Source organism: Gammaproteobacteria bacterium (assembly GCA_024235095.1).
Taxonomy (GTDB): domain Bacteria; phylum Pseudomonadota; class Gammaproteobacteria; order Competibacterales; family Competibacteraceae; genus UBA2383.
In genome coordinates this window covers 485755-507867 of the sequence record JACKNC010000003.1, presented here as the reverse complement: position 1 = coordinate 507867, position 22113 = coordinate 485755, and the positions used below count along the sequence as shown (strand labels likewise).

The 22113-nt window shown below is 52.8% G+C and carries 29 protein-coding genes and 3 pseudogenes; 22 read left to right on the top strand and 10 right to left on the bottom strand.

Going from position 1 to position 22113, the window contains the following annotated elements; genetic code table 11:
* Nucleotides 1-48 precede the first annotated feature (48 nt).
* Nucleotides 49-444 (top strand): type II toxin-antitoxin system RelE/ParE family toxin, encoded by a 396-nt coding sequence (locus H6973_19335; protein ID MCP5127686.1) that lies wholly within the window; start codon nt 49-51, stop codon nt 442-444.
* Nucleotides 416-739 carry a DNA-binding transcriptional regulator gene (locus tag H6973_19330; protein ID MCP5127685.1) on the top strand — a complete coding sequence of 108 codons (324 nt, stop codon included), beginning with the start codon at nt 416-418 and terminating at the stop codon, nt 737-739. Before H6973_19335 ends, H6973_19330 begins: the two co-directional genes overlap by 29 nt.
* A gap of 296 nt (nt 740-1035) precedes the next feature.
* Here the strand turns inward: H6973_19330 and H6973_19325 are convergent, their stop codons facing one another.
* A complete protein-coding gene (locus H6973_19325) occupies nt 1036-1263 on the bottom strand; it encodes a hypothetical protein (protein ID MCP5127684.1) in 228 nt (75 codons plus the stop codon).
* A 49-nt stretch (nt 1264-1312) separates the two neighbouring features.
* Here H6973_19325 and H6973_19320 point away from each other — a divergent pair, with 49 nt between their 5' ends.
* The 3 genes from H6973_19320 to H6973_19310 all read left to right on the top strand — a co-directional run bounded on the left by H6973_19320 (nt 1313) and on the right by H6973_19310 (nt 2821).
* Nucleotides 1313-1453, top strand: a complete 141-nt coding sequence (locus tag H6973_19320; protein MCP5127683.1) for a hypothetical protein — start codon at nt 1313-1315, stop codon at nt 1451-1453.
* A gap of 620 nt (nt 1454-2073) precedes the next feature.
* Entirely contained in the window at nt 2074-2331 is a 258-nt protein-coding gene (locus H6973_19315) for a UPF0175 family protein (GenBank protein MCP5127682.1), read from the top strand.
* Entirely contained in the window at nt 2324-2821 is a 498-nt protein-coding gene (locus tag H6973_19310) for a DUF3368 domain-containing protein (GenBank protein ID MCP5127681.1), read from the top strand. Before H6973_19315 ends, H6973_19310 begins: the two co-directional genes overlap by 8 nt.
* A gap of 17 nt (nt 2822-2838) precedes the next feature.
* On the opposite strand, the gene H6973_19305 is transcribed toward H6973_19310, so the two are convergent.
* Nucleotides 2839-3153, bottom strand: coding sequence for a hypothetical protein (locus H6973_19305; protein ID MCP5127680.1), 315 nt, complete (start codon nt 3151-3153; stop codon nt 2839-2841).
* Between the two features lie 373 nt (nt 3154-3526).
* On the opposite strand from H6973_19305, the gene H6973_19300 reads away from it, so the two are divergent.
* A complete protein-coding gene (locus H6973_19300; GenBank protein MCP5127679.1) occupies nt 3527-5191 on the top strand; it encodes an IS1182 family transposase in 1665 nt (554 codons plus the stop codon).
* Here the strand turns inward: H6973_19300 and H6973_19295 are convergent.
* A pseudogene (locus H6973_19295) lies at nt 5166-6340 on the bottom strand (IS630 family transposase). The gene H6973_19300 and the pseudogene H6973_19295 sit on opposite strands and share 26 nt — an antisense overlap.
* 86 nt (nt 6341-6426) lie before the next feature.
* Between H6973_19295 and H6973_19290 the strand changes: the two are divergent.
* Nucleotides 6427-7929: an IS66 family transposase gene (locus tag H6973_19290; protein MCP5127678.1), complete on the top strand. Its 1503-nt coding sequence runs from the start codon at nt 6427-6429 to the stop codon at nt 7927-7929.
* 70 nt (nt 7930-7999) lie between these two features.
* Here H6973_19290 and H6973_19285 read toward each other — a convergent pair whose 3' ends face one another.
* A complete protein-coding gene (locus H6973_19285) occupies nt 8000-8638 on the bottom strand; it encodes a transposase (GenBank protein MCP5127677.1) in 639 nt (212 codons plus the stop codon).
* Nucleotides 8639-8976: 338 nt separating this feature from the next.
* On the opposite strand from H6973_19285, the gene H6973_19280 reads away from it, so the two are divergent.
* Together H6973_19280 and H6973_19275 are read left to right on the top strand one after the other, a co-directional pair.
* On the top strand, nt 8977-10002 hold the full coding sequence (locus H6973_19280) for an IS630 family transposase (protein MCP5127676.1): 1026 nt from the start codon (nt 8977-8979) through the stop codon (nt 10000-10002).
* A gap of 262 nt (nt 10003-10264) precedes the next feature.
* Entirely contained in the window at nt 10265-11035 is a 771-nt protein-coding gene (locus H6973_19275) for an IS5 family transposase (GenBank protein MCP5127675.1), read from the top strand.
* Here H6973_19275 and H6973_19270 read toward each other — a convergent pair.
* Complete coding sequence (locus H6973_19270) at nt 11030-11674, bottom strand: hypothetical protein (GenBank protein ID MCP5127674.1); 645 nt, start codon at nt 11672-11674, stop codon at nt 11030-11032. The two genes, H6973_19275 and H6973_19270, sit on opposite strands and share 6 nt — an antisense overlap.
* 697 nt (nt 11675-12371) lie before the next feature.
* Nucleotides 12372-12485 (bottom strand): helix-turn-helix domain-containing protein, encoded by a 114-nt coding sequence (locus tag H6973_19265; GenBank protein MCP5127673.1) that lies wholly within the window; start codon nt 12483-12485, stop codon nt 12372-12374.
* Nucleotides 12486-12565: 80 nt separating this feature from the next.
* On the opposite strand from H6973_19265, the gene H6973_19260 reads away from it, so the two are divergent.
* Complete coding sequence (locus tag H6973_19260; GenBank protein ID MCP5127672.1) at nt 12566-13246, top strand: IS6 family transposase; 681 nt, start codon at nt 12566-12568, stop codon at nt 13244-13246.
* 473 nt (nt 13247-13719) lie between these two features.
* Here the strand turns inward: H6973_19260 and H6973_19255 are convergent.
* From H6973_19255 to H6973_19245, 3 genes and pseudogenes are all read right to left on the bottom strand, one after another.
* Nucleotides 13720-13899, bottom strand: a pseudogene (locus H6973_19255) (hypothetical protein).
* Between the two features lie 8 nt (nt 13900-13907).
* On the bottom strand, nt 13908-14174 hold the full coding sequence (locus H6973_19250; protein MCP5127671.1) for a BrnA antitoxin family protein: 267 nt from the start codon (nt 14172-14174) through the stop codon (nt 13908-13910).
* A gap of 4 nt (nt 14175-14178) precedes the next feature.
* A complete protein-coding gene (locus H6973_19245) occupies nt 14179-14457 on the bottom strand; it encodes a BrnT family toxin (GenBank protein MCP5127670.1) in 279 nt (92 codons plus the stop codon).
* A 192-nt stretch (nt 14458-14649) separates the two neighbouring features.
* Here H6973_19245 and H6973_19240 point away from each other — a divergent pair, with 192 nt between their 5' ends.
* A complete protein-coding gene (locus H6973_19240) occupies nt 14650-15198 on the top strand; it encodes a tyrosine-type recombinase/integrase (protein MCP5127669.1) in 549 nt (182 codons plus the stop codon).
* A gap of 63 nt (nt 15199-15261) precedes the next feature.
* On the opposite strand, the gene H6973_19235 is transcribed toward H6973_19240, so the two are convergent.
* The gene (locus tag H6973_19235) at nt 15262-15942 is read right to left on the bottom strand and encodes an IS6 family transposase (GenBank protein MCP5127668.1); all 681 of its coding nucleotides are present in this window, start codon (nt 15940-15942) and stop codon (nt 15262-15264) included.
* Between the two features lie 73 nt (nt 15943-16015).
* Between H6973_19235 and H6973_19230 the strand changes: the two genes are divergently transcribed.
* The 11 genes and pseudogenes from H6973_19230 (at nt 16016) to H6973_19180 (ending at nt 22001) form a co-directional block, all read left to right on the top strand.
* Nucleotides 16016-16324, top strand: coding sequence for a recombinase family protein (locus tag H6973_19230; protein MCP5127667.1), 309 nt, complete (start codon nt 16016-16018; stop codon nt 16322-16324).
* 227 nt (nt 16325-16551) lie between these two features.
* Nucleotides 16552-17403 carry an IS5 family transposase gene (locus H6973_19225; GenBank protein MCP5127666.1) on the top strand — a complete coding sequence of 284 codons (852 nt, stop codon included), beginning with the start codon at nt 16552-16554 and terminating at the stop codon, nt 17401-17403.
* Nucleotides 17404-17467: 64 nt separating this feature from the next.
* Nucleotides 17468-17965 (top strand): tyrosine-type recombinase/integrase, encoded by a 498-nt coding sequence (locus H6973_19220; GenBank protein MCP5127665.1) that lies wholly within the window; start codon nt 17468-17470, stop codon nt 17963-17965.
* Nucleotides 17966-18278: 313 nt separating this feature from the next.
* Nucleotides 18279-18566: a type II toxin-antitoxin system Phd/YefM family antitoxin gene (locus H6973_19215; protein ID MCP5127664.1), complete on the top strand. Its 288-nt coding sequence runs from the start codon at nt 18279-18281 to the stop codon at nt 18564-18566.
* The gene (locus H6973_19210) at nt 18556-18852 is read left to right on the top strand and encodes a type II toxin-antitoxin system RelE/ParE family toxin (protein ID MCP5127663.1); all 297 of its coding nucleotides are present in this window, start codon (nt 18556-18558) and stop codon (nt 18850-18852) included. The genes H6973_19215 and H6973_19210 overlap by 11 nt, the downstream gene beginning before the upstream one ends.
* Before the next feature lie 45 nt (nt 18853-18897).
* Nucleotides 18898-19113: an antitoxin VbhA family protein gene (locus H6973_19205; GenBank protein MCP5127662.1), complete on the top strand. Its 216-nt coding sequence runs from the start codon at nt 18898-18900 to the stop codon at nt 19111-19113.
* The gene (locus H6973_19200; protein ID MCP5127661.1) at nt 19073-19309 is read left to right on the top strand and encodes a hypothetical protein; all 237 of its coding nucleotides are present in this window, start codon (nt 19073-19075) and stop codon (nt 19307-19309) included. Before H6973_19205 ends, H6973_19200 begins: the two co-directional genes overlap by 41 nt.
* Before the next feature lie 89 nt (nt 19310-19398).
* A complete protein-coding gene (locus H6973_19195; GenBank protein ID MCP5127660.1) occupies nt 19399-19677 on the top strand; it encodes a type II toxin-antitoxin system RelE/ParE family toxin in 279 nt (92 codons plus the stop codon).
* 70 nt (nt 19678-19747) lie between these two features.
* Nucleotides 19748-20922 (top strand): annotated as a pseudogene (locus H6973_19190) (IS630 family transposase).
* Nucleotides 20923-20940: 18 nt separating this feature from the next.
* Nucleotides 20941-21222: a HigA family addiction module antidote protein gene (locus H6973_19185; protein MCP5127659.1), complete on the top strand. Its 282-nt coding sequence runs from the start codon at nt 20941-20943 to the stop codon at nt 21220-21222.
* A 98-nt stretch (nt 21223-21320) separates the two neighbouring features.
* A complete protein-coding gene (locus H6973_19180) occupies nt 21321-22001 on the top strand; it encodes an IS6 family transposase (GenBank protein ID MCP5127658.1) in 681 nt (226 codons plus the stop codon).
* Nucleotides 22002-22113: the final 112 nt, after the last annotated feature.

Below are 22113 nucleotides of genomic sequence, written 5' to 3'. Positions count from 1 at the left end.
AGAACTAAGTTTTATATATTAGGTGTATCAAACCCAGCGGGCAGGTCGATGCGGATTTTCAAGAGCAAGTGGTTTGCAAAATTCGCCCGCAAGGAGCGGATCGCCGACGCCAAGTTATGCGAGGCCATCAGGAATGCAGAGCAGGGCATCGTCGATGCGGATTATGGCGGTGGCGTCATCAAGCAGCGGATCGCCCGACCGAATGAGGGGAAGTCCGGTGGGTATCGGTCTATTGTCCTTTTCCAGCGGGGGGCACTGTCCTTTTTTGTCTATGGGTTTGCTAAAAACGAACAGGACAACATCGACGAGAGCGATGAACGGGATTTCAAGGAACTGGCGAAAATCGTTTTGGCCCTCTCTGATGCCGAGCTGAAAACCCTGGTCGATAGCGGTAAGTATGTGGAGGTAACAAGTGATGACCCAAGCGAAGAGTTACAAGAGTGACCTCAAAGCGGCCATTCATCAAACGGCCAGCGACCTGTACGAAATCGGCCTAATGGATAAGAAAACGATGCGCCGGTTTGATGCGTCTTGCCTAACCCCCATTCATGGCTTTACCGCCCAGGAAATCCGCGCCCTGCGGGAACGTGAGGACGTCAGCCAGACTGTCTTTGCCCGCTATTTGAACGTGCCGAAGGATTCCGTCAGCCAGTGGGAGCGCGGCGAGAAACACCCCTCGGGTCCCTCCCTAAAACTACTGTCTCTTATCCAAAAAAAAGGCTTGGAAGCCATCGCTTGAATTAACCGGTGTGGGCACGACCCCTGCCGTTGCTGATAGGCCTGTTGTTGGGGTCTGCTCGGGATACGTGTAAATTTTTATCACTTCTTCCTGGTTGACGAGATGATGTCCGAAAAAGGGTTTGCGACTATACTTTTTAAGTGTTTATTTTTAAATAATTTATTATACAAATAAGCGTGTCCAATAAGGTATACCTTTCAGGACACTCACGTTATCAAAAGTAGTATGTTATCATTTTTCACAAGTAGTTGATTTATAACAAGTTAATATTGATAAAACTGCCGTGTGATAAAAATTTACACGTATCCCGAGCAGACCCCTTGTTGGCCGGCGCAGGAACAGTAGATTTTGGTGCGGCGTTGCGCCGTGAGAGACTGACCGCACGGGGTACAGGTCGTCGGGAGCTGTTTCGCTTCGGCAGTACGGCCGGTGCGCCGTGCCTGTTGCGCTTGTTCCTTACAGGCTTCACAGGTCTTGATGCGGCTGTCATGCGCGATGAAGGAATGTCCGCACCTGCAGGCCACGATCCGATATTTCGTTACTTTCTAGGTGCATCGGAGGCGGGCGGGCCCAGTGATCGGTAAAGTTATAGGGGGCGTAGCGCCGTTCCCCGTGGCCAACGATCAGGGGCTACCCGTGGTGTTTGATGTGGCTACCGATGGATGGTGGCAGGCGATCACCCTGTGGGAAGTCGTGATGTTAATGTACCGGTAAAACCCGCAAAAATTCCTGATTTGGCCCGTTATCAGGAGTAGATTGAGGTCGCGCATTGCCTAATTAATAATATGATTACATGTTACGTTTTCTTGATTATAAAAATGATGATATAAAAACTGAACTTAGGAGCTGTCAGCTACGACTTAACGGCTTCCGGGAGAAGAAAATACGGTTAAACGGCTGCCGTCCACCCGCATGATTCCGATTGAACGCTTTCCTTAATTCCGGTTTGACCGCTTCTCCGATCTGAAGACATCAACAATAAGCATAAGCTTCTAAAGATCAACTCTTTTTCCGTCAATTGGACGCGTTTGGGTGGCGATGGCCATGCCTGCGCAGGTCGGGGCCTTCTCTTGACGGTTTCACCTTGCCGGTGCGGAAGCAGTGAAACCGTATTTTTTCGATAAGGACGAGGTTAAACCGGAATCGGAAGACACTGGACCGGAATATTACATATTGTATTCATTGGAAATATAGAAAAATTCGGTGAAGAAATTAAGCCGAAGCTGACACCCGCTCGGGTGATCGGCAACGATCCCGGCGACCCGGTGACCCATCGCCGCCTCTCCCTCCCTGCCAAAACCGAGTAGAATGGCGTGAAACAGGAGAAAGACTACATGATGAACCGGCAAATCACGCTCGATATCCCCGAACGGGTGCTGCTCGCCGAAAAGGTGGACGAAGCTTCGTTTGCACGCGAATTGCGCCTCTTGGCAGCGGTAAAATTGTATGAACTGGGACGACTCTCCTCCGGGCGGGCGGCGGAGTTGGCGGGCCTACCCCGGGTCGAATTTTTACTGGCCCTGGGTCGCTACCAGGTGTTTCCGTTGGCGGCGGAACTGAGCGACCTGGAACAGGAAAAGCGCTGTGCCTGAGGCCATCAGCAATACTTCGCCTCTGATCTATCTTTATCGCATCCAGGCGATCGATTGGCTGCCCCAGATCTTCCGTTCAGTCTGGACGCCCACCGCCGTGGTGGAAGAACTGAAAGAAGGTCAACGACGGGGCTTCGATGTCCCCTCTCCCCGCGAGTACCGCTGGCTTGAGGTCGTTGACCCGCGCGCCACCCCCTCCGAGTGGTTGTCCCTGGATTTGGGACCGGGGGAATTGGCCGCGATGGCCTTGGCCTTGGAAAACCGCACCCGGGTCCTTCTTCTGGATGACCGGCTGGCGCGTCGGACGGCACAAGCCGCCGGTCTCAAGTTATGGGGAACCTTGAAAGTGCTGCTGGAAGCCAAATCACAAGGCTTAACCGAGCGCATTGAGCCCCTCGTGGATCGGTTGAGTGAAACAGGAATGTGGCTATCAGCAGAAATCCGTGAACGCATTTTGGCACTGGCGGGTGAAACCGCTTCAAAAGCATAGGGGCATCGCCTACGGGCCTAATCAGGTAGCGGTATCCGCTCGGTTTCGCCGGGTACTCGGGGAAATTCGTCCCGAGCCCAGGCGCGCTTAGCGGCGTCGATCCGGTCGCGGCGGGTGGATACGAAATTCCACCAAATGAACCGACGGCCTTCCAGCCGCGGGCCGCCAATGAGCATCACGCGCGTGGTGGCCGTGGTGTGCGTCGGTAGGCGGCGGGCTTCCTGCGGGTCGAGTACCGCCAGGCGCCCGGCCGTTAGCGGTTGCCCGGCCAGATCGACCGCGCCGGACGCCACGTAAACCGCCAGTTCCTCCACGTCGACGGCCAGCGGCAAGGCCGTGTCTTCCTCCAGTTCGCCCGCCACACACAACGTGGGTATTTCTGACTAAAACCGCGACCGGTCAATTTTGCCAATTTTGATGTTGTATTCTCATACGTTTTTCTGAAATTGATAATGAGATGAGTTCATATGCATTTTCAAGGGAAAGTATGACCTTCGGATCAAAGCAAAATGGCCTTCCGCAAAACGATCGTTTTCTGGATGACGCCCATCGGTCGGACACCGCCTTGCGAACCGGCGTTTTGTGTCGCGAGGCTGGCTCGAAGCAGCTGGATAAGGGAGCGGGGGAATGGCTACTTTTTAGCCACAAATTGACTCGTCGCGGTTTTAGTCAGAAATACCCATCCTTGACCTGCGGAGGATCGCCATGTCGCTCCAGCCCCGAGAGATTCCCCCGGTTCCCGAAGACACCCAACGGGTCGCGCGCGCGGCCTTTCCCAAAGGGAACGTGTACGTTCGCCTGCGTGATGAAATCGGTACGCTCTTCGACGACCCTCTGTTTGCACCCGGGTTTCCCACGCGCGGCCAACCGGCGGAAAGCCCATGGCGTCTGGCCTTGATCACGGTGATGCAATTTGTCGAAGGACTCTCCGACCGCCAAGCGGCTGAGGCGGTTCGCGCGCGGATCGATTGGAAATACGCCCTGAGTCTGGAACTCACGGATCCGGGCGGTGATGCGTCGGTGTTGTGCGAGTTCCGCGCCCGCCTCGTTGACGGTGCGGCCGGGCCGGTCCTGTTGGAAGCGATGCTGTCGCGGTTAAAAGAGCGCGGCCTGTTGAAAGCCCGTGGCCAGCAACGCACCGATTCCACTCATGTTCTGGCTGCGATCCGTACCCTCAATCGGCTTGAGAGCGTGGGTGAGACCTTGCGCGCGGCCCTGAACAGCGTCGCTACGGTGGCACCGGACTGGCTGACCGGTGTCGCCGCGCCGGCGTGGTTCGAGCGCTACGCGATCCGGGTCGAGGAATACCGCCTCCCTAAAGGTGAAGTGGCGCGCACCGCCCTGGGCGAACAAATCGGGACGGATGGTCACACTCTCCTGGCGGCGATTTATGCGCCGGCGGCACCCGCCTGGTTACGCGAACTGCCGGCGGTCCAGACCCTGCGGCAGGCCTGGGTGCATCAATTCTTGATCGAGGATGACGTCGTCCGCTGGCGCCAAGCCGCCGACCTACCGCCCGCCAGCACCCGTTTCGACTCCCCCTACGATACCGAGGCCCGCTACAGCAGCAAGCGCAGCATCACTTGGACCGGCTACAAAGTCCACGTCACCGAAACCTGCGATGCCGACACTCCCCATCGGATCGTTCATGTCGAAACCACCCCCGCGCCGGTCACCGACAGTGACCTGACCGCCTCGATCCAGCAAGCACTGGTGGACAAAGGCTTGGCGCCTGCCACACACCTTGCCGATGCAGGTTATGTCGATGCCGACCTGCTGGTCACCAGCCAGACCCAACAGGGCATCGAGTTACTCGGCCCGGTGCGCTCAGATGTCAGCTGGCAGGCCAAGGCGGGCCAGGGCTTCGATTTGGCCGCCTTCGTTATCAATTGGGAGTCCCAACAGGTCATCTGCCCGGCCGGCCAAACGAGCGTCGACTGGACGCCGGCCCGCGATCCTTGGGGTAACGACACGATCCACGTCGGGTTTCACCGCCCCACCTGTGCCGCTTGTAGTAGCCGTCCCTTCTGCACCCGCGCTAAGACCGACCCTCGCGAAATCACGTTGCGTCCGCGCTCATTGCATGAAGCGTTGCAGAATGCTCGCCGTCAACAAGAAACCGAAGCCTGGCGCGCCCGGTACGGCCCACGGGCTGGGGTCGAGGGCACTTTGTCCCAGGCCGTCCGCGCCTTTGGCCTGCGCCGATGTCGTTATATCGGATTGGCCAAGACCCAGCTTCAGCATGTGTTTACCGCCATTGCCATTAATATCGTGCGCGTGGACGCTTGGTTGACCGACCGTCCCCGGGCCAAAACCCGACGATCCGCCTTCGCCTCCCTGGCTCCTAGTGGGCTGACACAGAAGTTTTGACAGGTTCAGAGGTTTCTAGGTCCACCGGGGTTTCAGAAGATTTCAAGGGAGGATAGAGGCGCTTGAGTTTGACCCGGGCCAAGTCGGTGCCGAACTGCCAGTGGATTTTGGTCTGACGTAGGTTGCGTGGGCCTTGCCAAGCGGCGATTTCCTTCCGCAAAGTTTCGAGGTTCGCAATGCGGCGATTCAAACACTGGCCGGCGAGAACAGCGAACTCACATTCCGCCATATTGAGCCAACTGCCATGCTTGGGGGTGTAATGAAATTCGAGCTTGCGGGTGATCCGGCGGGCTTCCTCTGGAGAAAAGACACTATACAAGGCCGCAGGAGTGTGGGTATTGAGGTTATCCACGACCAACCGGATTCGCTCCGCCTTCGGAAAGTACACATCAACGAGTTGCTGCATTTGCTGGGCAAAATCGCGTTTGGTGCGCTGTTTCGTGACATTAACATGACGCCACCCGCGCAAGGGTTGTACGAATAGAAATAAATTGGCGGTGCCTTCGCGTTTGTATTCACAGTCATAGCGCGCCGGTTGACCCGGGCGGGCGGGTTGAGGACAGCGGGTTTCGCTGGTCAATTGCACCGGACTTTCATCGAAGCACACTTGGGGGTATTGAGGATCATCGGGTTCGGCGTACAGGTCCAACACATCCTCCATATGCCAAACATAATCGGGACTGACACTGGGAATACACCATTCTTGACGTTGCCAGGGTTTGAGGTCGTTTTTTTAAGGATGCGCCGCACACTCTCACGGGAAATGGCTTCGATGGGCCGGAGTTCCATGAAGCGGTCCGCTAACAATTGGAGAGTCCACTGACAACGGCCAGCGGGCGGGGTACTACAGGCCAAGGCGACCAGAAAGGCGGCCTGTTTGCCGGTCAAGGCCGGGGGCAAACCGACTCGTGGCCGCTCGCTTAACGCCGCCAGCAACCCTTCGTCGACAAACCGTTGACGGGTACGATGAACGGTCGAAATCCCCAAGTGAAGGCTTTGGGCAATGGCCTCATCCGTCGCCCCTTCCGCAGCCTGCAGCAACACATGGGCACGGGCAACCTTGCGCGCCGCTGCCTTGCCTTTATGAATGACCTTCAGCAGGTCTTCCCGCTCCTCTTCAGTTAGATCAACCAGATACTTGTGGGCCATGGTGATTCCTCCTGTTGATCTCAACCATAGGGCACCCACCGCTACCTGTCAAAACTTCTGTGTCAGCCCACTAGAGCAACAGTAGCATAAAATGCCTCTCATCGAATTCGCCAGCAGTATCTATCCCGCACATACCCCTGGAAGGGGAAGAGGCGATTGTGGAATGGTTTGCCCAAGTGGGTCAACAGGTCGAGGGATTGGCGCAGCAATTAGAGACCCAGGCGGCGGCGCTCAAAGAGGTGCAGGCCCGCTTGGGGAAGACGAGTGCGAACAGCAGTCAACCGCCGTCGAGCGCCGGCTATACCAAACCGAAGCGGACGGCGAGTCTGCGGAAGCCGGGACACAAGCCGCGGGGCGGGCAACCCGGCCATCGAGGTGACACCCTGGAACGGGTGGCGACCCCGGATCGGACCGCAATCCATCCGGTTGAGGCCTGCGCCCAGTGCGGGGCCGACTTGGCGAACATCGCCGTTACGACTCACGAAGAACGCCAGGTATTCGATATTCTCGCGATCCGCATCGAGGTGACCGCGCATCGGGCCGAGGTGAAGACGTGTCCGGGCTGTGGCGCCGAGAACCGGGGCGAGTTTCCGCGGGACGTGACGGGGCCGGTGCAGTATGGCCCGGCGGTCAAGACCTGGGCCACCTATTTCCAGACCCAGCACTTTGTCCCGGTCGAGCGGACCGCCCAGATCATTGAGGACTTCACCGGTCAGCGGGTCGCCGAAGCCACGCTGATGAAAGCTCAGCGGGAGTGCGCGGCCGCGATCGCGCCGGCCACGGCCGCGATCCAGGCGCAACTGCGGGCGGCGCCGGTGGCGCATTTTGATGAGTCCGGCCTGCGCGTGGCGGGGAAATTGCGGTGGCTGCATGGGGCATCGACGGACGCGCTGACCGACTATACCGTCCATGCGCAGCGCGGCCCGGCGGCGATGGACGCGGCCGGGATTTTGCCCGCATTTGCCGGGCGGGCGGTGCATGATCATTGGAAATCCTATTTCACCTACGTGGATAGCACCCATGCCCTGTGCAATGCGCATCACGTGCGGGAACTGAAGTTTATCCACGAACAGTACGGTCAAGGCTGGGCCGAGACCTTGGCGAAGCTCCTGGTAGAAATGAAGACTGCCGTTGACACCGCGCGGGATGCAGGGCAGCCGGCTTTGCCGGCCGACACGGTGGTGGCGTTTGAACAGCGCTATGACGAAGCCCTAGAGGCCGGCTATCAACACAATCCGCCGCCCCCACGCCCACCCCCGGAGACGGGACGCAAAAAACGGGGCCGCGCCGCCCAAACGCCCCCGTTGAATCTGCTGGATCGGCTCCGGGATTTCAAAGCGGAAACCTTGGCTTTCATGCAGGACTTCCGGGTGCCGTTTGACAATAATTTGGCTGAGCGGGATATCCGGATGATCAAAGTCAAACAAAAGGTCTCCGGGGGCTTTCGCACCCCTGAGGGCGCGCAGGGCTTTGCGCAAATTCGTGGGTATCTGTCAACGGCGCGTAAGCAAGCGGTGAATGTCTTTGCGGCGATTCGCGATGCCTTTGCCGGGTGTCCGTTCATCCCCAGCGCGCCGTCGTTTCCTTAACCGCTGCCCGATCCGCGGCGGCCGCTCCCGCACCCCCGCTCATCGGATTTCTTCCCGACCGATATCCGCTTTACCCGTCCAAACCGAGGGTAGATTCATGGTACTTGGGTGGGGTACGTTGGTAGTTACGATGAATATAACCTTGTTCTTTACTGAGGCTGACGAGACGATTTTCTTTCAAAGTCGTCACAAAGAATTTGTCAAGGCGATGAATATATTTGAGATTTTCTGAAGCGGCATACCAGCAATCGAATAGAATTGTTTGTGCTTTAATGCCTTTTTCTTCAAGGGCTTGTTGCAACATATCTCGAAAGTGATCATTTTTAGTTTTGCCATCCGCATCGGGTGAATAGATGCGAAAATCGAGGGGATAATAATCACCTTTATAGGTGTGAACTAAATTCACAACCCCGATTCCCTTTACTAAACCATGTGCATTCCCACTATACTGATGTTTCACCATCTCAATTTTTTTGGAAAAGCCTTTATCTTGAACGCTATCATCAAAAATCAGGTAGGCTTCGTTACTATTATTGATCAGTGATTCAGCTAATTCCCATACGCCGTGGGCCGTATACCTTTGACGTCGTAAATAATCATTAATCGCATCATGACTTATGTTATCTAAATGATCAGCAAGATTAGTGCAAGTATAGTTAACTGGAGTACTAATAATGTACTCAACATATCGTTGTTTGGTTATTTTCATTCGGTTATTATATCAGATAATAGAGTTAAAAAAACAAAGCGAAAGTCCTGGTACGCCATGTTGACCCCCCGGATAAGGAGCCTGTTTGTGGCGTACAATACGGCCTATTGATTCGAAACATGGCGTACATTCCATGCTGTACGCCATGATTGCACGCCATAACTGCTGCAGGGCATCCAATTCCCACCCGGTCAGGGCCAAATCAGCCCAAAAAGGGGCTTCTTACCGTATAAAAATGCCGGGATGCGGGAGGCACACCAACTATAGCAGTCCTATTCAGGTTGTGGAATATTAAAAATATGTTATAATTTTAGCAAAAATTTTGAGGGGATTTTATTATGTTAACGCTAGATAATATTATCGATTCCAAAGGAAATCTGGAAATGAAAAGGGCATTGGCCGTCAAGATGGTGCTCATTGGGTTTAAAACAAAGGATATTTGTAGAATATTAGGCGTCTCGGATGCTTTTGTGAGCAAATGGAAGATCATTTACGAAAATGAAGGTCCAGAAGCGCTACGACTTCAGTATAAAGGGGGAAAAGGATTTTTAACAGAGGATGAACGTTATGAAATTATCTATCATTTAAGAAACCTTCCTCATTGTACAGTTGAAGAACTCAAAGACTACATTGAATTTCACTATGGTGTAGTTTATCAATCTCGGCAATCTTACTATAATCTTCTAAAAGAGGCCCGATTAAGTTGGCATCGCACTCAAGCCATGAATCCAAAGAAGGATGAAGCGGAAGTGCTTTTAAAGCGAGAAGAAATTAAGACCCAAATCGAGGCGCGTCAGGCTGACATTATATCCGGTGAAGTCATTGTTTTAATTGAAGATGAATGTCATTTACTTTGGGGAGATACCCTGGGTTATGTGTGGGGTCGGCGTAATGAAAGAACGGAGGTTCCGATACAAAATGTGAAACAAAGGCAGACCTATTATGGGGTATTAAATCTCTATGATCAGAAATTTATTCTTAATCCTTATGATGCTGGGAATGGAAAGAATACGATTGAATTTATCAAGTACTTGAGGAAGCTTTACCCTGACAAGAAATTGATGATTATTTGGGATGGAGCTACCTACCATCATAGTAAAGAAATGCAGGTTTATCTGGGCCAAGTTAACCAAGGTCTTGAAGAAAAAGATTGGAAAGTCACTTGTATCATTTTGGCTCCTAATGCACCCGAACAAAACCCGGTTGAAGATGTCTGGTTAAGAGGTAAAAACTTTTTAAGAAGGCACTTTCATGAAAACAATACTTTCCATAAAGTTAAAATGAGTTTTGTCAATTTTCTTAATAATAAATTTTTCAATCTTGGAAAGCGCGGTTGGTATATGAATATTCCACAACCTGTATAGGACTGCTATAGTTCACTTTTAAATATTTCCCATTTACAAAATCATGAATGGTTTTACCATTAGAATGAATAGCTTTTATTTCTTTCCATCCATTCTCAATATCTTTAATAACTAGAATTCTTGATCCATTATCCAACGGATCGCTAATTTTATCATAGCGCAATCCCGGACCTGATCTAAGAAACTGTCTTGAAAAAGGCATTCGCGGTATACTTGAATAAATGATCTTACCTTAAAATCGGAATTAGTAGGGAGAAAATGAATGTATGATAGTGATTTATCGAATGAAGAATGGCTAATAATTCAGCATCACTTTAATCAGAAAGACCCACGAGGAAACGCTCACCAGCATTCTAAAAAATCAATTGTCGATGCGATCCTCTATGTCGTGAAAGGCGGGATCACTTGGCGATTGCTCCCTCATGATTTTCCTCCATGGAAAACCGTTTATGATCACTTTCGACGTTGGAATAAAAAAGGCATTTGGACCCAGGTATTGGATGAACTCACTTCACTGCATCGTCAAAAAGAGGGGCGCGAATCTTTGCCAAGTTATGGGATCATTGACTCACAAAGCGTTAAAACTCAATATAATAGCGAACAACGGGGTATCGATGGCCATAAACGAGTCAAGGGACATAAACGCCACATCGTGGTCGATATTCTGGGAAATCTTCTCCATGTTCAAGTGCATGCGGCTCACTTTTCGGATACCGTCTCAGCCGGTCCTATTTTAAAGGATACCATCAATAAGTATTCTACTATTCAAGCTTTTTCAGCGGATTTAGGCTATCGGGGAACCGCTGAAAATTTTGTTCGGGAAGAACTTAAATTAACCCTCCAAATTTCAGAAAAACCGGTTGCTGAACCAGGGCAGTTTAAAGTGCTTCCGAAACGGTGGATTGTAGAAAGAACCTTTGCATGGTTAGGCCACTTTCGGCGATTGGCAAAAGATTTCGAGATTCTGGTGACTACCGCAGAAAATATGATTCGGATCGCTATGCTCAAATTGACCGTTGCTAAGTGCCTATGATCGATGAAATTCTTTTTCAAGACAGCTTCTAATGTTGAGTTTCTGCGTATCAACAATTATTGCATTTCCAGTGAATACTTCAGAAGAAGTTGATTCTAAATTGCCTTGTGATTTATCTGTAGTATTTTTTATGCCAATGGCATCAGCTTTTAACATTTTGGTTGATTCACCTCCTCTAAAAACCCAAACCATACCATTTCCAATGCCTGCTCCAAAACCAGCCGTTATTCCACAACCAACACCAATCACCTTAAACAATTGATTGCCTATACTGGTTATGGTTGAATTAGGGTCAATATCTCTAATTTTATCCCCGATAGTTGACATAACTTCAAAAGTTAAACCTCCTGCTTTAGTCGCTGAATTGATGGGTCCATTTCCATTATAAATATTATCATATGCGCCAAAAATCATCGCCAAGATTAATACAAATCCTAATGAACCGTTACCCGCTGTTGAGCTTGAGCTTGAGCTTGTTGAAGGTTCGACTTCAAAAGATCGCTTCCGACCTTCCTCCATGGCTTCATAATCAGCCATTGTTAAAATTGGCTCGCTAGTGCCCCCATAGGCAGCCATATCTATTTTTATGCGATCAGTCCTTGTATGACCCCATACATCAACTTCATCATTGCCAAACATTGACATTCTCCAATTCATTATTGTCAAGCATTTGAGAGACTGTATGAAAATTTAATATCATACGCAGCCTCTAAAATGGGTTCTTGCAGTTGAACGATCCCGGTGACCTGCCGCTGGGCCTGCTCGATGACGGCGGTGAACGCGAAAGATTCCCCATGCACATCGCCGATCCCACAAACGATGGAGGGGGTCCCGGAAAGAAATGAGAAGACAGGAGGCGTCATACGGAGTCATCTGTGAACAGTGAATGGCCTTGGAAAGGTCTGGGTAAGTCTGCGGTCGTTTCCCAAACAGAGACTGCGCACCGCGCCCACCGACCGGTTCCTGATAAAGAACGCCGATCCCAGCGATTTTTTGAAGCGCAGAAGAAGAACCGCTGTACTTGGAAGTACCCGCCGACTCCGGACCGCAACGGGATGATCACCAACCGGCCTTGAGCGGGGAAGACACGAAACGGCATTTAACGCACCTTAAACCGTCATGGCGAAGTCTGTGGTCCGTAAAGGTTTAAACGGATCCGGCGGCATCGATGACTCAACTTCTCAGTGGCCATCGCTGGTAGGCCCATTGGGAGCGAAGCTGCAATTTGAGGACATTTAGCTGATTTGTGCTATCGGTAGGCTGATACCGACCACCGGTGGGCCCATGACCGACCAGGTGCGCGATGCGTCATTTTTAGTAGATATTTTAAATACATTCATCGGCTCGATGCAGGTACCCAGCGGTATAAAGTCGGTATCGACACGCCGAGATTCCTGGCCACCTCCCGTGATGACATTCCACTGTCAAGCAGCTGCTTTGCCGACTGGATCTTACTCGGTTCTGTTGCGTTAGCTGATAGGGTCGGATTTCGGTAAGCTACACGGCCCCTGTCCTGACTTGAGAACCCGCATGATCGATTTTAGAGGCCACCGCTTTGAACGAGACATCATCCTAACGAGTGTCCGTTGGTACCTCGCCTATCCGTTGAGCTATCGGAACCTGGAAGAGATGCTGGCGGAGCGGGGTGTCGACGTGGATCATTCCAGCGTCTACCGCTGGGTCCAGAAGTTTACGCCGCAGTTGGAAGCGGCTTTCCGCAAAGGACAAAAGCGCCCGGTGGGCACAAGTTGGCGGATGGATGAGACCTACATTAAGGTCAAAGGCCAGTGGAAGTACCTCTACCGCGCGGTTGATCGAGACGGCCAGACGATCGACTTCCTGTTCACGGCGCATCGCGATAAGAAAGCCGCCCTGCGCTTTCTCAAAAAGGCGATACGGCAGCACGGTCTTCCGGACAAAGTCACGATCGATAAGAGTGGCGCTAACACCGCTGCCCTGGATGCACTCCAGGAGGAGACGGGCGCCGCCATTGAGATTCGCCAAAACAAGTACTTAAATAATTTAGTGGAACAAGATCATCGCGCCGTTAAACGGATCGTCCGCCCCATGCTGGGGTTCAAAGGCTTTCATTCTGCTCGGACCACCCTGCGGGGCATCGAACTCCTGCACATGATCAAGAAGGGCCAAATGATCATGGCCGAAGGGACGAATCTCTCCGCCGCAGGACAATTTTATTCACTGGCTGCCTAATAACCTGCAAGGGTTACCCAATCGTGCTCGAAAAAAATTAACGCAACAGAACCTTGAATGCGCCCTTTCCGGCTACCGATTCGTCCGGTGCATCCCGCCGCCCGAGAACGAGAGAACCGCCGTCTGTTGCGCCCTGCATGAACAGGAAGAACCCCTGTATGTATCAGGAAAGCCGATGAGATTTTTCCGTTCGCACTATTTGCACATCACGTAGAAACATAACGCCGATTATCGCGCATACCGTTTTCTGAATCGGAGATTGGCAATTACCTGTCAGGGTCCGCCAGACAAACGGCGTCAAAATCCCGCATGGTTTTCTTATCAATGGCTTCAATCTGGCGCAACGCATCCATCGTTTCATGGATGGCGGCAAAGGCTTCCGACTTGCCCTGCGTGAACTTCTCGCGGGTGTTTTGGATGTCTTTCTCGGTTCTGCAAATTTCCGGGCTATCCTCGACCGGCTTGCAAGCTCTTATGTCGTATTCGTCAAACACAGCTTCGGCAACAGCATAAGGCGGGCCATTGTACCAACTCGGGTCTTCGGGGTGCTCAAGCGCAATGGCAATCACCGTGCGCGTGCCAACATCGGTGCAGCACCACCGCTTCCCCCCGCACTCAAATTCCAGTCCGATTTCAAAATCCGTGTGTTGCATCCCGTCACTCAAGGGGTTCTGTGTTCATGTTCGTAATAGCCTCTGAGGACGGCATTGATGAGGGTCTGATACCCTTTGCCTCTGGCCCGGAACCAGCGAACCATATCCCGGTCCAGGCGCAAGGTGATCTGCTCCTTGGGTTCTGGAAGTCCTACGGTGATGGTGTCCTCCCAACCGGCGTAGGGCGTGGGCGCTTCGGAGTCGGCATGGCGGCGACGCATGGCCTCTTTATGGCTCATGCCCACATCGGTTTGATCCTCGCCACGCGCCCGCATGGCCTCAAGCTGCGCCGCCGAATAGCTGACGGTATTCTCTGATTTCCCAGTCATCGGCTCTATATGCGGAGATGATCCGCACCCTCTCGTTGCGTTTTGTCCAAACCACCAGATAAAACTTTTCACCAATCAGTCCCACGGTACCCCATCGCTCTTCATTGTTTCTTGGCGATGCGTAGGTAAAAACAGGTCTGCCGTCAAAAAGCTGCGTCACGCCCACGAAATCAACACCGTGATCGCTGATATTGCTCAGACGTTTAATTTCGTTCCACTCGAACTCCATTCCTTATGTAACCACGTTTTGTAACTACATTCAAGAAAATAATGGCGGCCCGGAAAGGAAAACGGGACATTTGAGCTTTGCTATCACACCCACACAGGACAAAATGCTTCATTTTGTCCTGTGTTTTCCGCCCGAACCCGCCTAAGCTGTTGATCTATCATCGGTCAAAAACCCCGAACTTGGGACAAAACAATGAGCGAACGCAAGCACTTGACCACCTTGGAAGTGGACAAGCTCCTCGCCGCCACCAAGGGCGCACGGCATGAAGCCCGTGACCGCTGCTTGATCCTGCTGCTGTTCCGCCACGGCTTGCGCGTCTCGGAAGCCTGTGGCCTGACCCTCGCCCAAGTGGATACGGAAAGCCGCGTCCTGCATGTCGCCCGGCTCAAGCAGGGCCTCTCCACCACACACCCGCTCCGCACCGAAGAACTCCGCTGCATCAGGGCATGGCTCAAGGAACGGGCGGGGATGAAGCCGGTCTCCGAACGGTTCTTTATCAGCGAACGCCGGGGGCCACTCAATCGCCGCACCGTCTGGGCCGCCCTGCGCCGCTATGGGGAGTTGGCCGGGCTGCCGCTCGCCGCGCATCCGCACATGCTCCGCCATGCCTGCGGTTTCGCCCTCGCCGATCAAGGCGCGGATACCCGATTGATTCAGGACTATCTGGGACACCGCAACATTCAGCACACCGTCCGCTATACCGCCGCCAATCCCGCCCGCTTTGAAAAGCTTTGGCGATAGGAAAGCGGAAGGTTCTGTTGCGTTAATTTTTTTCGAGCACGATTGGGTAACCCTTGCAGGTTATTAGGCAGCCAGTGAATAAAATTGTCCTGCGGCGGAGAGATTCGTCCCTTCGGCCATGATCATTTGGCCCTTCTTGATCATGTGCAGGAGTTCGATGCCCCGCAGGGTGGTCCGAGCAGAATGAAAGCCTTTGAACCCCAGCATGGGGCGGACGATCCGTTTAACGGCGCGATGATCTTGTTCCACTAAATTATTTAAGTACTTGTTTTGGCGAATCTCAATGGCGGCGCCCGTCTCCTCCTGGAGTGCATCCAGGGCAGCGGTGTTAGCGCCACTCTTATCGATCGTGACTTTGTCCGGAAGACCGTGCTGCCGTATCGCCTTTTTGAGAAAGCGCAGGGCGGCTTTCTTATCGCGATGCGCCGTGAACAGGAAGTCGATCGTCTGGCCGTCTCGATCAACCGCGCGGTAGAGGTACTTCCACTGGCCTTTGACCTTAATGTAGGTCTCATCCATCCGCCAACTTGTGCCCACCGGGCGCTTTTGTCCTTTGCGGAAAGCCGCTTCCAACTGCGGCGTAAACTTCTGGACCCAGCGGTAGACGCTGGAATGATCCACGTCGACACCCCGCTCCGCCAGCATCTCTTCCAGGTTCCGATAGCTCAACGGATAGGCGAGGTACCAACGGACACTCGTTAGGATGATGTCTCGTTCAAAGCGGTGGCCTCTAAAATCGATCATGCGGGTTCTCAAGTCAGGACAGGGGCCGTGTAGCTTACCGAAATCCGACCCTATCAGCTAACGCAACAGAACCCTGCAGTTCGACCTCAGTACGCCCCAAGGCAAACTGATCGCCTCACTGATGGCCGCCTTGGCTGAGTTCGAGCGTGATTTGCTGCGCGAACGCGTGCGCTCCGGTATCGCCGCCGCCAAGGCGCGGGGTGTCGTCTTCGGGCGTCGGCCTGGCCAGCGCATCAAGGCAGATCAGTATACGTCGCGTGTTCTGAAACTGGTCGGTGACGGACAATCTTACCGGGAAATCAGCCACCGGCTCGGTATCAGCAAGAACACCGTGCTCGATATCGTCAAGCGTCATCGTACGGTGAGCGCCACCACTTCGTAACAATACCCTTCGGCTTCAGTCCATTGAGAATCCGGGCGCGTTCCTGCGTCTCGGAGCGCCGCTCCCCAATCACTGGCTAAGCAACCTTTCCGTCCCGGGCGCGGCACGCTGATACCTTAGAAGCTGTATTGAAACTAACTCATTGATTTTCATATAGCCAAAGGGGATGAAATTGGGCTAAAACGAGGCTATTATTTTAATTTTACAGATCCCATTTGAGGTAAACGATGGTTTGGCCAAAAGAAATTCCTTTTAAGCGATATCCCAGTGATCTACTGGATGATGAATGGGAGATCGTCAAGCCGATTTTAGAAAAGCTTGAACCTTATCAAACCGGTCGGCCCCGAAGGGTTGATCTTCGTGAAGTCGTCAATGCCCTTCTTTATCTGAATAAAACGGGTTGTCCCTGGCGCTATCTACCGAAGGATTTCCCGCATTATTGCACCGTGAGTTATTATCATCATAAATGGGTTGATCATCAAATTATTGAAAAGATCAATGCAGAAATTCACCAAAAACTCCGTGTTGAACTCGGCCGAAATGAGCAACCCAGTGCAGGTATTATCGATAGTCAGACGGTTAAAGGAACCCCAGAATCTGCTCTGGAATCGGGATTTGATGGAGGGAAGCTCATCAAAGGTAGGAAGCGTCATATTGTCGTTGATACCATTGGTTACTTAATGGTTGCCCGCGTCCATGCCGCCAACATCTACGAGGGTCATACTGCTTATTTTGTCTTATCCGCCCTGTTTTTAATGATGAATACGATCCAAATAATATGGGCCGATGGTGCTTATAACAGCACCTCTTTAATTGAATGGGCTAAACAACGATTTGGCTGTATTATTGAAGTGGTTAAAAAGAATGAGATGACACAAGGATTTCATGTGTTACCGCGACGCTGGGTAGTCGAACGGACTTTTGCTTGGCTTGGTCGTTATCGGCGACTGAATAGAGATTATGAACGAAAACCGACCTCCAGTGAGGGCCATGTTTATTTAGCTTCAATTCGACTGATGCTTCGAAGAATTCATAAGGAAAGATTATTATTAGAAGATAATCTTTTACAGGCCACTTAGATAATAGAGTTTCAATACAGCTTCTTAGAGTGCATAAATTTCCGTTTCGTGTCTTCCCCTCCTGATGCAGACGGCCCAGCGACGCGGCCGCCATGGCCATCGCGATGCGACCCTGATTCTGCTCGCCTATCGGCACGGTTTGCGCGTGGGCGAGCTCTGCGCACTACGCTGGGATCAGATCGAGCTCGACCAGGGATTCCTCCATGTGCGCCGGCTGAAGCACGGCATCCCCAGCGTCCATCCGTTGCGCGGACCGGAGATCCGCGCCCTGCGCCAACTCAGACGGGAGACAGGACCCTGCGCTTACCTCTTCGCGACCGAACGCGGTGGCCCCATCACCCAGGCCGGCGTCCGCAAGAGGCTGTCACGATGCGGCGAGCAGTCGGATCTGGCATTCCCGATCCATCCGCACATGCTGCGCCATGCCTGTGGTTATAAACTTGCCAACGATGGCCAGGATACTCGAGCCATCCAGCACTACCTCGGCCACAAGAACATCCAGCACACCGTTCGCTACACGGAACTGTCGAGCGAGCGGTTCAAAGATTTCTGGGACGACTGAGCCGCTAGAATATTAGAGAAAACGCATATGGCGGCGCGTGACAGCTTCGCTAGTTCTGGGCCGAGTTGGAACGCAAGATCGAGCAAGCCCGTGAGGCCGGCACATGGCCCGAGGCGAAACGCCGGCAAGGCAGGACGCAGGAGCCACAACAGCAAAGGCCCGAGCCGAGCCAGCAGAAACAGCAGAGCCAAGGCCCACCCCAAGGCCGGAGCCGGGGACGCGAGCGGTAGGTAAGCGACTGGTTTTTATTGAACTCAAGAAGGCGATCCTATAGACTGAAAATTATCTGATAATTATCTGTTGAGGTGTTGTCATGTTTACAATGGACTCCATACACCCTGTTTCTGACTTTAGCCGAAAGCCTGCCGAGCATATCAAGCGGCTGAAAGAGACCGGGCAACCGGAAATCCTGACGGTGAACGGCAAAGCAGAACTGGTCATCCAGTCGGCTAAGGCTTATGAAGAGATGATGGGTCTTCTCGGAACACTGGAGAAGATTGCCCGCGCCGCCAAATCACATGACGAAGGCAAGGGAGTTCCCGTTGATCGGTTCTTTGAGGAGTTCGAGAAAAAGCACGGTTTGAAGCGCGATGTCTTATAGGGTTGATATTACCTCCGAGGCCGGAGAAGAGATTGAGGCCATTTATCTCTACATTGCCGAGGATTCCCCAGACAACGCCGCCCATTGGTATTTTGCCATCCATGACAAAATTCAGACGTTGAAAGACTCGCCGAACCGTTGCCCGTTAGCTTACGAGAACCGTTTTTATGACTACGAGGTTAGAAATCTGATTTTCGGTAGCTATCGGGTCTTGTTCCGGGTGCAGGAAAAAACCGTTCAAATCCTGCACGTCAAGCATGGGGCGCGGGAACGAACGCCGTTCTGATGGTTTGTGTTATGGGTAAATAGGGTAATCAGCAGGAGCGGCCCAATGCTAAACGAACAGGAAATCCGCCTTAATCTGATTGCGGTTGAAAACGCTGTTGCTCAACAGCGACTTGAAGGGCTTGAAGTGCCGCTTGATATTATTGGGGAAATGCAGCGAGCCGCCCGAGGCGAAATCGCAATAGAGGACGGTATTAGAAGCACCTACGAAAAGTTTGCACATGGCGAAATACGAGTGCGAGGATCGATACTTTGCTCCTGAAAAGGCAAAAACAGTTGAAGGGATCGTCATGACGGCAGGTAGAAAAACACACCTTGGATCGTTCTTCGATGATTTTCTGGAGGAAGAGGGCATCAAGTCCGAAGTGGAGGCCGTAGCTCTCAAGCGGGTGATTGCTTGGCAGAGTACCCAAGCGATGGAACGACGACATTTGAGAAAGTCCAAGCCGAAGCTATAGACAGAGAGAGCTATAGGTAGAGAGGTTGAAAACCTACCGCTCGATCTTGATTTGTTGACAAGTGACAATTGACGCTTTACAAATAAAGGATGATCGAAAATTTCAAGGATCGGCGACTGAAACGCCTGTACGAGCGTGGCGACCGCAGCAAGATACGGGCGGATTTAGTCGATAAGGCGGAGCGTATCCTTGCGCGATTGGATCAAGCCCTTGTGATTGAGGACATGGATCTTCCGGGGTATCGGCTTCACGAACTCAAGGGCGATTTGAAAGGCTATTGGAGCGTCAGCCTGTCGGGCAACTGGCGGATTATTTTTAAATTCAAGAACGGAAAGGCCAGTGATGTCGAAATGATCGACTATCACTAGTGGGCTGACACAGAAGTTTTGACAGGTAGCGGTGGGTGCCCTATGGTTGAGATCAACAGGAGGAATCACCATGGCCCACAAGTATCTGGTTGATCTAACTGAAGAGGAGCGGGAAGACCTGCTGAAGGTCATTCATAAAGGCAAGGCAGCGGCGCGCAAGGTTGCCCGTGCCCATGTGTTGCTGCAGGCTGCGGAAGGGGCGACGGATGAGGCCATTGCCCAAAGCCTTCACTTGGGGATTTCGACCGTTCATCGTACCCGTCAACGGTTTGTCGACGAAGGGTTGCTGGCGGCGTTAAGCGAGCGGCCACGAGTCGGTTTGCCCCCGGCCTTGACCGGCAAACAGGCCGCCTTTCTGGTCGCCTTGGCCTGTAGTACCCCGCCCGCTGGCCGTTGTCAGTGGACTCTCCAATTGTTAGCGGACCGCTTCATGGAACTCCGGCCCATCGAAGCCATTTCCCGTGAGAGTGTGCGGCGCATCCTTAAAAAAACGACCTCAAACCCTGGCAACGTCAAGAATGGTGTATTCCCAGTGTCAGTCCCGATTATGTTTGGCATATGGAGGATGTGTTGGACCTGTACGCCGAACCCGATGATCCTCAATACCCCCAAGTGTGCTTCGATGAAAGTCCGGTGCAATTGACCAGCGAAACCCGCTGTCCTCAACCCGCCCGCCCGGGTCAACCGGCGCGCTATGACTGTGAATACAAACGCGAAGGCACCGCCAATTTATTTCTATTCGTACAACCCTTGCGCGGGTGGCGTCATGTTAATGTCACGAAACAGCGCACCAAACGCGATTTTGCCCAGCAAATGCAGCAACTCGTTGATGTGTACTTTCCGAAGGCGGAGCGAATCCGGTTGGTCGTGGATAACCTCAATACCCACACTCCTGCGGCCTTGTATAGTGTCTTTTCTCCAGAGGAAGCCCGCCGGATCACCCGCAAGCTCGAATTTCATTACACCCCCAAGCATGGCAGTTGGCTCAATATGGCGGAATGTGAGTTCGCTGTTCTCGCCGGCCAGTGTTTGAATCGCCGCATTGCGAACCTCGAAACTTTGCGGAAGGAAATCGCCGCTTGGCAAGGCCCACGCAACCTACGTCAGACCAAAATCCACTGGCAGTTCGGCACCGACTTGGCCCGGGTCAAACTCAAGCGCCTCTATCCTCCCTTGAAATCTTCTGAAACCCCGGTGGACCTAGAAACCTCTGAACCTGTCAAAACTTCTGTGTCAGCCCACTAGCGGGAAGGAGCAACGATCATGGCGATGAAAAACCCACCGCATCCGGGCCAGTCGATCAAGCTGGATTGTCTGGAGCCGCTTGGTTTGTCGGTCACGGAGGCGGCCAAGGCGTTAGGTGTGACCCGTCAGGCTCTTAGCAATGTGATTAACGGCAAGGCGGGGATTTCGGCGGAAATGGCTCTTCGGCTTTCGCAGGCTTTTGGGGGTACGGCGGAAGTCTGGTTACGGATGCAGACGGCCTATGATTTGGCGCAGGTTCAGCAAAAGAGCATTCACGTTCCACGCTTTGAACCCGCCTAGAAATGCGGTGCAGGGCCTTCCGCTTGGTTCTGTTGCGTTAGCTGATAGGGTCGGATTTCGGTAAGCTACACGGCCCCTGTCCTGACTTGAGAACCCGCATGATCGATTTTAGAGGCCACCGCTTTGAACGAGACATCATCCTAACGAGTGTCCGTTGGTACCTCGCCTATCCGTTGAGCTATCGGAACCTGGAAGAGATGCTGGCGGAGCGGGGTGTCGACGTGGATCATTCCAGCGTCTACCGCTGGGTCCAGAAGTTTACGCCGCAGTTGGAAGCGGCTTTCCGCAAAGGACAAAAGCGCCCGGTGGGCACAAGTTGGCGGATGGATGAGACCTACATTAAGGTCAAAGGCCAGTGGAAGTACCTCTACCGCGCGGTTGATCGAGACGGCCAGACGATCGACTTCCTGTTCACGGCGCATCGCGATAAGAAAGCCGCCCTGCGCTTTCTCAAAAAGGCGATACGGCAGCACGGTCTTCCGGACAAAGTCACGATCGATAAGAGTGGCGCTAACACCGCTGCCCTGGATGCACTCCAGGAGGAGACGGGCGCCGCCATTGAGATTCGCCAAAACAAGTACTTAAATAATTTAGTGGAACAAGATCATCGCGCCGTTAAACGGATCGTCCGCCCCATGCTGGGGTTCAAAGGCTTTCATTCTGCTCGGACCACCCTGCGGGGCATCGAACTCCTGCACATGATCAAGAAGGGCCAAATGATCATGGCCGAAGGGACGAATCTCTCCGCCGCAGGACAATTTTATTCACTGGCTGCCTAATAACCTGCAAGGGTTACCCAATCGTGCTCGAAAAAAATTAACGCAACAGAACCATACACACCGCTGCTCTGATCAGGTTGCCATTCCACCACAGGGATCCGTTCGACCGATT